The organism is Parabacteroides sp. CH2-D42-20 (assembly GCF_003670185.1).
GTDB classification, from domain to species: Bacteria; Bacteroidota; Bacteroidia; order Bacteroidales; family Tannerellaceae; genus Parabacteroides; species Parabacteroides distasonis.
On the sequence record NZ_RAYG01000033.1, the window covers coordinates 1 to 12,260 of the forward strand.

The following is a 12,260-nucleotide window of genomic DNA, read 5'->3' on the forward strand; positions in this document are numbered from 1 at the left end:
ATACTCTCGCATCCCTTCCACCAAATCTTTCTCATCCATATCTCTCTATTTTAAATTCCAACTGAAAACAAACACGCGAAATTAGACATCCTGACAAATTATATCTTTTGCGGCAAGTTGTTTTATTGACGAATAGCCACTATATTTGTACGTTGTTTTAAACAGAGTACAGACTAAATTAAAAAGTAAAGCATATGCACAATTGGTTTGAATGTAAGGTCTCTTACGAGAAAATGCTGGAAAATGGCATGCAGAAAAAAGTAACCGAGCCTTACTTGGTAGACGCCCTGTCTTTTACGGAAGCGGAAGCTCGCATCATCGAGGAGATCCGCCCCTTCATCACGGGTGAATTCACGGTAACAGACATCAAACGAGCTCGTTTATCCGAATTATTCTTCAACGAGAATGGTGATCGGTTCTATAAGATCAAGGTTTATTTTATCACGTTGGACGAGAAGAGCGGAGCGGAAAAGAAAACCGCCGCACAAATGCTTGCCCAAGCCACTACGCTGAAAGAGGCCATCGCCGTATTGGAAGATGGAATGAAGGGTACATTGGCGGATTATACCATCGCCTCGGTAACGGAAACCCAGTTGATGGATGTATTCCCATTCGATGCGAACAGTATTCCCGGCGAGAAGAAAAGTGGCGAGGAACTGATAGCGGAGCAAAAACAACAAGCTGAACAAAGAGTATAAAAACATGAGTATCGCTCAAAACATAGTACAACTGAAAACGTCGCTCCCGCAAGGGGTGACGTTGGTTGCCGTCTCTAAGTTTCACCCGGTGGAGGCTCTATGGGAGGCTTACAACGCCGGACAGCGGGTGTTTGGCGAAAGCAGGGCACAGGAACTGAGCGCCAAGCAAAAAGTACTACCTGAGGATATCGAATGGCATTTTATCGGCCCGTTACAAAGCAATAAGGTAAAAGATATCGCTCCTTTTATTCATTTGATCCATAGCATAGACTCCTTGAAGCTTTTGGCTGAGGTGAATAAACAAGCGAAAAAACACGACCGCACGATCCGGGTATTATTGGAGATCCATGTGGCGCAAGAGGAATCCAAGCACGGACTCAGTCCTGAGGAATGCAAGGAGTTGTTGCGTGACGAGTCCTTGGCCGAATTCCAGCATATTCGTATTTGCGGATTGATGGGCATGGCTACCAATACCGATGATACGGGGTTGATACGGGAAGAATTCCGCAAGATCCATGATTTATTTATCGAACTGAAAGAGACGCTCTGTAAAGATAATGTCGATTTCAAGGAGATATCCATGGGGATGAGCCATGATTACCCGATCGCTATCCAAGAAGGAAGCACCTTGATACGGGTGGGTACCAGTATCTTTGGCGAACGGGAATATTAAAGTAATTATTAAATCTAAATATAGGCAACATGATTGACATTAAAACCCAATACGCGGGGTTAACACTTCGCAATCCGATTATCGTAGGGAGCTCCGGACTCACCAATAAGGCGGAACGTAACAGGGATTTTGAGAAAGCAGGTGCTGGAGCTATCGTATTGAAATCTCTTTTCGAAGAGCAGATCGAGATGCAGAGCGAGGCTTTGATGCAAGACTCCGATTACCCCGAAGCGGCGGATTATATCCGTGGTTATGTAAAAGCGAATCAAGTAAATGATTATCTGGAACTGATCAAGAAGAGCAAGGAATTATGTACGATCCCCATTATCGCCAGCATCAATTGCTATAAGGCGGACGCTTGGATCGACTTTGCCCGCCAAATTGAGTTAGCGGGAGCGGACGCTTTGGAATTGAACGTGTTCTTCATGGAAACCGAACTGACCGAAGATTTCGAGAGTATCCGGGATACGTATGTCAGTATCATCCGCAAGGTAAAAGAGACCGTATCGATTCCGGTTATCATGAAGATCGGAAAGAATTACAGCAATATTCCTTCGCTGGTTAATTTGTTGAAAGTAAACGGTGCTGATGGTGTCGTGCTATTCAATCGTTTCTACCAGCCGGATATCGACATCAATAATATGCAGATCGTTTCGGGTAATGTATTTAGCAATCATTCCGATTTGAGTGACACGATTCGCTGGACGGCTATCGTATCCGGAAAGATCCCGGGAATCAGTATCGCTTCCTCTACCGGTGTGCATGATTGGGAAGATGTCGTTAAATGTCTATTGGCCGGCGCTTCCGCCGTACAGATGTGTAGCGCTGTCTATACACATGGAGCGGAAATCATCTCCCAAGTATTGACTTGCGTGGAAGAGTGGATGCATCAGGCACATTACCAATCCCTTTCCCAATTCCAAGGCAAATTGAATTACGCCAATATCCCGAACCCGGCGATGTATGAGCGTTCACAATTCATGAAATATTTCTCCAACAGAGATTAAAAGAAATACCTAGTAGTAGAGACGGGGCGTGCCCCGTCTCTACTATAGGGTAATATACAATAGTCTTAATTATTTTCCACTAGAAAGTATTTTTATTAGAAAATAGTTATATCTTTGCATCATCAAACAAGTTATAAAGAAATATGGAACCAATTTGCGCCATAAAGGATATCTATAAGATACTGTACCAGTTCGAGAAAAATTTCTCGGAAGTACATGCTATCACCATCAACGAGGCCATGTTGCTTTGTTGCTTAAAGGATAATGAGGCCAAGTCGGCGGGAATGATTTGCGATTATATCGGTCTTTCAAACTCCCGGGTCTCAAAGGTGATCACCTCTGTCGAGAACAAGGGGTTTATCCGCAGGAACATCAATAAAGAGGATAAGCGGCAAATGTTTTTCTCGCTCACCCCGAAAGGGAAAGAGAAAATACAACAGATGATGCAGGCCGAGCTAAACATGGACAGCCTGTTCAATCAACTCAAAGAATACATACAAAAGGGATGAATCCCTTTTTTTAACTAATTATTGTCTACTAACAAATATGTATAATATAAATTAAATACAAACGGATATGAAGTACTTGATTATTGGAGGTGTAGCCGGTGGAGCTACCGTAGCAGCCCGGCTGCGTAGAATGGACGAGAAAGCGGAAATCATCCTTTTCGAACGTGGAAAATATGTTTCTTACGCAAACTGTGGATTACCTTATTATATAGGAGACACGATCAACGACCGGAATAAATTATTCGTACAAACCGTGAAAGGCTTCACGGATCGATTCCGCATCGATATCCGTACGGAGCAGGAAGCAACCCGACTCCTTCCCGAATCCAAGCAAGTGGAGGTAAAGATACTCGGCACAGGAGAAACCTACACGGAGACTTACGATAAACTAGTGCTCTCTCCCGGTGCGGAGCCTTTGCGTCCACGCATCGAAGGAATCGAGAGTAAAAAGATATTCACGTTACGTAACGTGCCGGATACGGACACGATCAAGAATTACGTGAACACGGAAAAGCCCCGTACCGCCGTTGTTGTAGGGGGTGGTTTCATCGGCTTGGAGATGGCGGAGAATTTGCATGAGCTGGGTATCCATGTCACCGTCGTGGAAATGGCTAACCAAGTGATGGCACCCCTCGACTATTCCATGGCCGCTATCGTACATCAGCAATTGATAGGCAAGCAGGTAGGCTTGATGCTGGAAGATGGCGTATCTCGTTTCGAGGAGACTTCCGGAGGCGTGACCGTTCATTTGAAAAGTGGGAAGCAAATCCCGGCGGATATGGTTTTATTGAGTATCGGTGTCCGTCCGGAAACCCGATTGGCCAAGGAAGCGGGACTTACGATCGGAGCACTCGGCGGTATCGCTGTCAATGAATATATGCAGACCTCGAACCCGGATATTTATGCGTTGGGAGATGCCGTGGAAGTACGCCACCTCGTGACAGGCAAACCAGCCTTGATCCCATTGGCGGGTCCGGCGAATAAGCAAGGACGTATCGTAGCCGATAATATCGTATCCGGCAATAAGGAAACTTATGACGGGACGATGGGAACCTCTATCGCCAAGGTATTCGACTTGACGGTCGCCACGGCGGGAGCTAACGCTAAGCTGTTGAAACGGGAAGGAATCGCTTATCAATCCTCCTATACGCATGGAGCCTCGCATGCGGGATATTACCCGGGAGCCGTGCCTTTATCGATCAAGATATTGTTCGCGCCGGAAGACGGACGATTGTTAGGGGCGCAAGTCGTAGGTTTCGGAGGCGTAGACAAACGGATCGAGATGTTAGCGCAAGTGATCCAGCGGAAAGGTACGGTCTATGACCTGACGGAGTTGGAACATGCGTATGCTCCTCCTTATTCAGCCGCTAAAGATCCCGTAAATATGGCCGGGTTCGTAGCGGAGAACCTACTTACGGGAAAAGCGAAAGCGATCCAGTGGAGAGAGATCCAGAACTTATCGCCAGATACCGTACGTATCGATGTCCGTACCCGTGACGAGTACAGCTTAGGGACAATCCCCGGCTTCATCAATATCCCGGTTGATGAGTTAAGAGAACATTTGGAGGAACTGCCCAAGGATAAACCGATCGTAGTGACTTGTGCCGTTGGATTAAGGGGCTATTTGGCTTATCGCATCCTGACTCAAAATGGCTTCACGAATGTCCGGAACCTATCCGGTGGTTACAAGACTTGGAGTGTAGCGACAGCAAAGATCAAGAATGAGCCGGCCTGCGCACCTTGTTCGTCCGAAGCTGTTTCTGATAAGGCATCTGGTAAAAGTAGCTCTTGCAAATCGACTCCGGCAGCTACGGCGATTAAGGTAGACGCTTGCGGATTAATGTGTCCGGGACCGATCATGCAGTTGAAAAAGAACTATGAGAACTTGCGGGAAGATGAGTCATTGGAAATCACCGCAACAGATCAGGCTTTCGGAAAAGATGTCTCTTCATGGTGCAAGATAACCGGGGCAGAGTTAGTCTCTCTGGAAAATAAGGGAGGCACGATCGCCGCCACGGTACGAAAAAAAAAAGCTGAATGCAAAATAGCGACAGGTGGTAATAGTGCCGACAACAAGACATTGATCGTTTTCAGCGATGACCTCGATAAGGCGTTGGCCTCATTCGTCATAGCGAACGGGGCTGCCTCCACCGGAAAGAAGGTGACTATGTTCTTTACTTTCTGGGGACTTAACGTGATTAAGAAACGGGAAAAACCTGCCGTATCAAAAGATATCTTCGGCAAGATGTTTGGCTGGATGCTTCCGGCAAATAGCGAAAAGCTGAAACTATCTAAAATGAATATGGGTGGAGCCGGCAGTTGGATGATGCGCCTTATCATGAGGAAGAAACGGATCGACAGCTTGGAAAGCCTTATGGCACAAGCCGTAGAGAATGGTATCGAGATGATCGCCTGCACGATGAGTATGGACGTAATGGGCGTCAAAAAAGAAGAACTGATGGATAACGTTGTCCTAGGAGGCGTAGCCACCTATCTGGAACGTGCGGAAGACGCAAACGTAAACTTATTCATCTAAAAAATACGCCAATGTGCTCTCCTTTAAATCAGTATATATTTAGCGAAGAGTCACATTGGCGTATTTATATGTTATCTTCATCCTTCAAAATACAAACAGTTTAATCAAAGCAACCTATACAGATCGTAATACATCAGTCTCGTATGATCATTTACATCCTTTAAGGTTAAGTATTCAAAGCCGTTTTTCTCATAAAAAGTAAAGGCTGTTCGATAAGCGTCCACAGTGATAAAACGACATCCGGCTAATTGCTGGGTCAATGTGAGCCTTTTTATATAATCCAGTATCAAATGGCCTAACTGACGTTTTTGGCAACTAATGTTAACCCCTAGACGTCCAACTTTCAGTGACGGATAACTTTTAAAGTCCTTACCTTCCATAATGAGCCCTTTATTACTTTTAAATTCAATAAAAGAAGTCGTATTCCTAGTATCTTCCTTTGATATTTTATCAAAGAGCAAACTAAAATAAGCAACTACCTGCTCATTTTCTTTCAGTATATAAGTCAATGACATTCTGTGTATCATAGATTGATACGCATTATTAATCAAGAAATCATTTAAATCTTCATCGCCACAGTTAAAAGAGTGTAGATCTACCTGTTCAGAAAGGATTTGCAAGTTAAGATGTTTTGGTTGCATAGTAGTAAATTATTTAATCATGATTGAATTCATATACTCATAAGCTTTACGGATACGTTCTTTCTCTATTTCCGTTGCCTTATGCGTTTCATTATATTTCATTCGTTCATCAAAACGCTTAGCGTCATCACCGTATAAAACGGGAGTTTCTTTAATCGGTCGTGCCATAGCTTTATATGTTTTAGTCCTATAGCGGCAAAGATAGGTAATAACAATCAAATAAGCATCATATACTTACAATAACTTTCTTTGATTTTTAAACAAAGCCATGTTAAGATCAAAATCCTAACATGGCCTCACTCATTCTTATTTAATCATATCAAACCCAGTGTAAGGGATCAACGCTTTCGGGATGCGGATACCTTCGGGGGTTTGGTTGTTTTCCAATAAGGCGGCTACGATGCGAGGCAAGGCTAAAGCACTACCATTCAAGGTATGGCAAAGTTGCGTTTTCTTATTCTCGTCACGATAGCGGCATTTCAAGCGGTTGGCTTGATACGTATCGAAGTTGGACACGGAGCTAACTTCCAACCAGCGTTGTTGTGCCTCGGAATACACCTCGAAGTCAAAGCAAAGGGCAGCCGTGAAACTCATATCACCCCCACAAAGACGAAGGATGCGATACGGCAACTCCAACTTCTGAAGTAATCCCTCCACATGATTCAACATCTCTTGGTGAGATTGCTTAGAGTGCTCCGGTTTATCGATCCGAACCAACTCCACCTTAGAAAATTCGTGCAAACGATTCAAACCACGTACATCCTTGCCATAAGATCCGGCCTCACGACGGAAGCATTGTGTATAAGCGCAATTCTTGATCGGTAACTGTTTCTCATCCAGAATGACATCCCGGTAAATATTTGTCACGGGCACCTCCGCCGTCGGGATCAAATAGAGGTCGTCTACCTCGCAATGATACATCTGTCCCTCCTTATCCGGAAGCTGTCCCGTACCATAACCGGAAGCCGAGTTCACCACCGTAGGCGGCATGATCTCCAAGTAACCGGCGTCACGGGCCTCATCCAAGAAGAAGTTGATCAACGCACGTTGCAAACGAGCGCCCTGTCCTTTATAGACCGGGAAACCTGCTCCCGTGATCTTAACACCCAGATCGAAATCAATCAAATCATATTTCTTCGCCAATTCCCAGTGCGGAAGAGCGTTCTTCGGAAGTTCCGTTTCCATACCTCCCATTTTCTCTACCACATTGTCCTCGGCGGAGGTACCCTCGGGCACCTCATCGTAAGGTACGTTCGGGATCGTATAAAGTAAGTTCTGCAGCTCCTCGGCAGCCTGATCCATCTCAGCCTGCAAAGCCTTGCTCACCTCCTTGATCTCAGAAACATGTTTCTTAGCGGCCTCCGCCTCTTCCTTCTTGCCCTCTTTCATTAATTGTCCGATCGACTTAGAGGTTGCGTTTACCTCCGCTAGGTTCTTATCTAATTGATTTTGTGCGATACGTCTTTTATCATTCAATTCCAACACTTTATCGATGCTTTCTTTCGCACCCTTAAAATGTTTCTTTTCCAGTCCACGGATTACGGCATCCGTGTTTTCAGTGATTAATTTGATTGTCAACATATTCTATTTATGTTTAATAGTTTTTCTAAGACGCGAATTTAGTAATTTTATTTTACCCGACCACCCGTTAACCAAGTTCTTGTATAATAAGGTTCGCTAAGGCTACTTACCATCACGCCGCTAGAAGTACTGGTATGGATGAAGCGCCCATTTTTCAAGTAAATCCCCACGTGATTCGGAACGCCACGCTTCCCGCCACGGCCCGTCTTGAAAAATACCAGATCTCCTTCCTGCAATTTGGCACGACTCACTTTCTTGCAATTATACTTCAGCATATCCGCCGAGGAACGAGCCAGCTGCTTTCCGTATACCTCCCGATAAACGATCGATACGAAACCGGAGCAATCCACGCCCCGTTTCGTGCTCCCTCCCAATTTATGACGTACACCCAACCAACGGGCCCCCTCGTTGTACAAGAATATATTATCTTCCGGTGTGATACGTACCCCATATAAGCGAGCCAACTCCTTCGGTCCCTTGAAATCGGCGGGCAAAGCTACTTTTTGTTGCTTTTTGCTACCGCACGAGGTCAGACATATAAGCAGGATAAAGATCCGGATAAACCCTAAAGGAATGCTATTCTTCATATCGTTTTCTCTTAATTAAGGCACGAATATACACATAAAGTTTAGAATGCCCATTATAAGGTTCCTACAATGGGCATTGTAAGGTCGTTAGAATGCCCATCGTAAGGAGCTTTGAATGGGCATCCAAGTTCAAGAAGGTTGAGCAGCTTTCAGATAAGCGTTGAACGCCTCTTTGTAGGCATCCGTCACGTGGATGATCTCCTTCCCGATATAAACGCAATTATTCCGGTCGACGGAACGGATCTTATCCAACGCCACGATATAAGAACGATGTACCCGCATAAAGCGACCGGTAGACAGCATCTCTTCCATGGCCTTCATCGTCACGTGGGTGATAAGCGGACGGGCCTCCCCTTCCAGATAGATCATCACGTAATCCTTCAAACCCGTCACGTATAATATCCGGGAGATTTCCACCTGCCGCAACGGCTATCCACCCGCACGAAAAGGCTGCCTCTCTCCTCCTTCACGCTACTCATCTCAAACCATTGGCGGGCCTTCTCCGCAGCTCCGAGAAACTTATGGTATCGGATGGGCTTCAGCAGGAAATCGAGGGCATTCACCTCATAGCTATCAAAGGCATACTCCTTAAAGGCGGTCGTGAAGATCACCCTCGTACCGGGGGGCACCATGCGGGAGAGGTTCAGCCCGTCCAGATCCGGCATCTGAATATCCAAGAAAAGCACGTCCACCGAAGACTCACGCAACGTGGAGAGTGCCAGTACCGGATCATTGAAGGAAGCCGCTAGCCTCAGATAAGGCGTACGGCTTACAAAGTCCTCCAGCATCTTCACCGCCAAGGGCTCATCGTCTACGATCATGCAAGTCAGTGTTTTCATAAGCAGTCTCGAAGTGTTATTTGAACAAAGTAACTATTTTCCCGGAGCGCTTGATCATATTGATAACGACTGGGATAAGCCAGATCCAGCCTACGCCTCAGGTTTTCCAACCCGATCCCCGATCCGCTACGGTTCACATCCGGTTTCGGATGGTCGCTATTCTCGCAGGTAAAAACAAGGTCATCTCCTTCCGCCTTGAAACGAATACGTACGAACGACGACTTACGGCTATTCACGCCATGCTTGAATGCGTTCTCTATTAAAGAGATGAACAAAAGCGGCACGATCCTCATCGGTTTAGGCGGAACTTGCAAATCCACTTCCACGGTAGCCAGTTCATTGCAGCACAATCTCATCAGCTCGATGTAATTATTCATGAACTCGATCTCGCCTTCCACCAGTACCAGCTCATGGTTCGACTCATAGAGCGTATACCGCAGCAAATCGCTCAATTGCCCGATACTTTCTTGCGCCGTATCTTGGTCTATCTGGACCAAGCTGGATATATTATTCAAGGTATTAAAGAGAAAATGCGGATTCAACTGGTTCTTCAGCCAAGCCAGTTCCGCCTCGGCGTTTTTCTGCCGTTCCTCTTTCAAACGCATCTGCATATCGCCCCAGCGTACGATATAACGGAATCCCACGGCACATCCAACCACTAGCAAATGTAAGAAGAACGCTCCGAAAGCGACCATATACATTCCCGAACGCCATTCGTCCGGGAAATCCGCCTTAGGAGAAAATATCCATAGGTTAGCCCCCGTGATCAATAGCAAATTCATCAAACCAAAGAGCATCTTCCGATCCCGATAAAGCAAATAGGGAACCAATACATAGAAATTAGCGGTGAAAACAATAGCCAACGGAGTAATGAACCCCGTATTAATCTTCCACACCTCGAAAGCCGAACTCGGATTAAAGCGTATGAAAAAATCGATCGCAGGAGGAATCAGCCATAAGGTGATCCACAATAAAGCCTGTCCTCCCGCCAATATATAATCTTGCCTCGTGAGTTTCATAATACCGTTTTTTATAAAAGTAAACGAATCTAACGCCTGCGCCTATGAACGCAAGCGTTTATTCGACGAAAGGCAGGGTCGCTTTAGACGAAAAAAGAATTATCGTTTCTGGATACGAGCCGCATAGCCTCCACCGGGAGCCATATGGATCTTTAATTTGCGATCTGTCGGGACTGGGATTACCTCTTTCTTATAATCACGGGCGGCACGATCGGCATTTATGCCATCCTTGAATAATTCCAAAATATAATCACCTTCGCCCAAGAAAGACAGGTCTAAATCCAGCTCCCTCGGCGTCCAGTTGGTCAATGCCCCGATATACCAATCATTACCATGACGGCGGGCGATCGTTACATACTCGGAGACCTTTCCATCCAATGAGACCGTCTCATCCCAGATAGTGGGAATGTTAGAGATAAACTCCGTACATTCCTTTTCCCTCCTGTAATTAGACGGGGCATCGCACAACATATTGAAAGGAGACTCGAAGATCACGTAAGTAGCCAACTGGCGGCAACGGGTTCCTTGGCTCATCGGCTCCGAGTTTACCGGGCGATAATTACCTTTAACGGCGTTACGCATAGCGCCTTGCGTATAATCCATCGGGCCGGCGATCATACGGATAAACGGGATCGTGACATCATACGTCACCATATCGAACTCCTTCTCGGAAGACCACTTCATTTGCTCCAAGCCATTCACACCCTCATAGTTCAATACGTTCGGATAGGTCCGTTGAAGACCTGTCGGCTTGAATACGCCATGGAAATCCACAAGCATCTTATATTTAGCGCATACCTCGGAGGCCTCATAAACAAAGTTCACCATTTCCTGATCGTCACGATCCAAGAAATCCACCTTGAAGCCTTTCACGCCCATATCCGAATAATGCTTCACGACATTCTCCATATCACGGGCGAAAGCCCAATAACCTGCCCAAAGGATAATACCGACATTCTTGGATTTACCGTAATCCACCAATTCTTGAAGATCGATCTCCGGTATTACTTGCATCATGTCCGCTTGCAGGTTCACGGCCCAGCCCTCATCCAAGATTACGTACTCGATACCATGCTCGGCGGCGAAGTCTATATAATATTTATAGGTGGGATTATTGATTCCGGCACGGAAATCCACACCGTATAGATTCCAGTCGTTCCACCAATCCCAAGCCACCTTACCCGGCTTGATCCAAGAGATATCGTTTACCCGGGAGGGAGAAGCCAGACGGTAGACCATATCGCAATCGGCCAACTCCTTATCATTCCGGGAGATTATAAACGCACGCCAAGGGAAAGAACGGGTTCCGGATGTTTTGGCGATATAGTTCTCACGCTCTTTCACCAACATCTGTAACTGATTATGGCCACCTTGCTCCTTCACTTTCGGATAAGGCGCATGAACCGCTTTAAAGGAAGGTTTTCCCGTCTCGTTATTCAAGAACATCCCGGGGAAATCCTCCAGATCGGCTTCCGTGATACAGATCTTGCGACCATCTCCCAGATCCACCAAAAGAGGCAGGATCTTCAGGCGTTTATCATTCAGGCCAGTGATCGTCTCGTTTGCGTAGGGCTGCTCGAAGGAATTGAAAAATTGCTCCTCGAACGTCGGCTTCGTACTATTCACGTAAGCGGTGAATGTCTTATAATCCGAGGGAAAATTATAGACGGCCTCCTCATCGGCAATAACGATCGGTTCCTTTCTTTTCGTCGTGAAACGGTAAGCGACTCCATCGTTATACACCCTAAAAACCAGCCCGTAGTTTCCCCGGAACGAGATTTGCATCTCATTATAGATATCCTTTACTACGTCCTTCTTATAGAACGGAGAGGGTATCTCCTTGTCTACTGAGGTCTTCGTCACTTTCAAGACTTTCGGGTTAGCGCCAAGTACCTCACCTCCTTGTAAAGTCATAGATACGGCAGAATTCATCACCTCCGAATGATCCTGTACGATAGCGAAAGTGACTTTATCGGCTACCGTAACCTCCACCTTTATATCCCGGTTTGGAGACTGGACTTGGTAATTCTTCTGGGCGATCGACGGGATAGCGCCCATTAAAAAGAGAAAAGCAAATAGAATGTTTTTACTCATGGTTTATTGATTTAAGTTTGTTTATGAATACAAATATATATTATCTTTGTCATATTCATAACAAAAAACAAATAAT

Annotated in this window: 11 protein-coding genes and 1 pseudogene; 5 read left to right on the forward strand and 7 right to left on the reverse strand. The window is 45.7% G+C overall.

Features of this window, described 5'->3' with window-relative positions; genetic code table 11:
• Nucleotides 1-194: 194 nt before the first annotated feature.
• The 5 genes from D7V92_RS17970 to D7V92_RS17990 all read left to right on the forward strand — a co-directional run bounded on the left by D7V92_RS17970 (nt 195) and on the right by D7V92_RS17990 (nt 5,423).
• Complete coding sequence (locus D7V92_RS17970) at nt 195-698, forward strand: DUF4494 domain-containing protein (protein WP_022193159.1); 504 nt, start codon at nt 195-197, stop codon at nt 696-698.
• Nucleotides 699-702: 4 nt separating this feature from the next.
• Complete coding sequence (locus tag D7V92_RS17975; RefSeq protein WP_022193158.1) at nt 703-1,371, forward strand: YggS family pyridoxal phosphate-dependent enzyme; 669 nt, start codon at nt 703-705, stop codon at nt 1,369-1,371.
• A gap of 29 nt (nt 1,372-1,400) precedes the next feature.
• A complete protein-coding gene (locus D7V92_RS17980) occupies nt 1,401-2,378 on the forward strand; it encodes a dihydroorotate dehydrogenase-like protein (RefSeq protein ID WP_005855718.1) in 978 nt (325 codons plus the stop codon).
• 143 nt (nt 2,379-2,521) lie between these two features.
• Nucleotides 2,522-2,887 carry a MarR family winged helix-turn-helix transcriptional regulator gene (locus tag D7V92_RS17985; RefSeq protein ID WP_005855716.1) on the forward strand — a complete coding sequence of 122 codons (366 nt, stop codon included), beginning with the start codon at nt 2,522-2,524 and terminating at the stop codon, nt 2,885-2,887.
• 67 nt (nt 2,888-2,954) lie between these two features.
• Nucleotides 2,955-5,423, forward strand: a complete 2,469-nt coding sequence (locus D7V92_RS17990) for a DsrE/DsrF/DrsH-like family protein (RefSeq protein WP_036653219.1) — start codon at nt 2,955-2,957, stop codon at nt 5,421-5,423.
• A 104-nt stretch (nt 5,424-5,527) separates the two neighbouring features.
• Here the strand turns inward: D7V92_RS17990 and D7V92_RS17995 are convergent, their stop codons facing one another.
• The 7 genes and pseudogenes from D7V92_RS17995 to D7V92_RS18020 all read right to left on the reverse strand — a co-directional run bounded on the left by D7V92_RS17995 (nt 5,528) and on the right by D7V92_RS18020 (nt 12,184).
• Nucleotides 5,528-6,064 carry a GNAT family N-acetyltransferase gene (locus D7V92_RS17995; protein ID WP_036614005.1) on the reverse strand — a complete coding sequence of 179 codons (537 nt, stop codon included), beginning with the start codon at nt 6,062-6,064 and terminating at the stop codon, nt 5,528-5,530.
• Between the two features lie 9 nt (nt 6,065-6,073).
• A complete protein-coding gene (locus D7V92_RS22305; RefSeq protein ID WP_009276315.1) occupies nt 6,074-6,232 on the reverse strand; it encodes a hypothetical protein in 159 nt (52 codons plus the stop codon).
• A gap of 138 nt (nt 6,233-6,370) precedes the next feature.
• Nucleotides 6,371-7,645: a serine--tRNA ligase gene (gene serS / locus D7V92_RS18000; protein WP_008771728.1), complete on the reverse strand. Its 1,275-nt coding sequence runs from the start codon at nt 7,643-7,645 to the stop codon at nt 6,371-6,373.
• 47 nt (nt 7,646-7,692) lie between these two features.
• On the reverse strand, nt 7,693-8,232 hold the full coding sequence (locus D7V92_RS18005; RefSeq protein WP_005865414.1) for an NlpC/P60 family protein: 540 nt from the start codon (nt 8,230-8,232) through the stop codon (nt 7,693-7,695).
• Between the two features lie 129 nt (nt 8,233-8,361).
• Nucleotides 8,362-9,071, reverse strand: a pseudogene (locus tag D7V92_RS18010) (LytR/AlgR family response regulator transcription factor).
• On the reverse strand, nt 9,068-10,090 hold the full coding sequence (locus tag D7V92_RS18015) for a sensor histidine kinase (RefSeq protein ID WP_121773439.1): 1,023 nt from the start codon (nt 10,088-10,090) through the stop codon (nt 9,068-9,070). Before D7V92_RS18015 ends, D7V92_RS18010 begins: the two are co-directional and overlap by 4 nt.
• A 99-nt stretch (nt 10,091-10,189) precedes the next feature.
• The gene (locus D7V92_RS18020) at nt 10,190-12,184 is read right to left on the reverse strand and encodes a glycoside hydrolase family 97 protein (protein WP_121773440.1); all 1,995 of its coding nucleotides are present in this window, start codon (nt 12,182-12,184) and stop codon (nt 10,190-10,192) included.
• Nucleotides 12,185-12,260: the final 76 nt, after the last annotated feature.

Bases quoted from the DNA above. Each gene is read 5' to 3' on its own strand.
- D7V92_RS17980 (WP_005855718.1), top strand. From the start codon at position 1,401: ATGATTGACATTAAAACCCAATACGCGGGGTTAACACTTCGCAATCCG.
- D7V92_RS17995 (WP_036614005.1), bottom strand. From the start codon at position 6,064: ATGCAACCAAAACATCTTAACTTGCAAATCCTTTCTGAACAGGTAGAT.
- D7V92_RS18020 (WP_121773440.1), bottom strand. From the start codon at position 12,184: ATGAGTAAAAACATTCTATTTGCTTTTCTCTTTTTAATGGGCGCTATC.
- D7V92_RS17990 (WP_036653219.1), top strand. From the start codon at position 2,955: ATGAAGTACTTGATTATTGGAGGTGTAGCCGGTGGAGCTACCGTAGCA.
- D7V92_RS17970 (WP_022193159.1), top strand. From the start codon at position 195: ATGCACAATTGGTTTGAATGTAAGGTCTCTTACGAGAAAATGCTGGAA.
- serS (WP_008771728.1), bottom strand. From the start codon at position 7,645: ATGTTGACAATCAAATTAATCACTGAAAACACGGATGCCGTAATCCGT.
- D7V92_RS17985 (WP_005855716.1), top strand. From the start codon at position 2,522: ATGGAACCAATTTGCGCCATAAAGGATATCTATAAGATACTGTACCAG.
- D7V92_RS18005 (WP_005865414.1), bottom strand. From the start codon at position 8,232: ATGAAGAATAGCATTCCTTTAGGGTTTATCCGGATCTTTATCCTGCTT.
- D7V92_RS22305 (WP_009276315.1), bottom strand. From the start codon at position 6,232: ATGGCACGACCGATTAAAGAAACTCCCGTTTTATACGGTGATGACGCT.
- D7V92_RS18015 (WP_121773439.1), bottom strand. From the start codon at position 10,090: ATGAAACTCACGAGGCAAGATTATATATTGGCGGGAGGACAGGCTTTA.
- D7V92_RS17975 (WP_022193158.1), top strand. From the start codon at position 703: ATGAGTATCGCTCAAAACATAGTACAACTGAAAACGTCGCTCCCGCAA.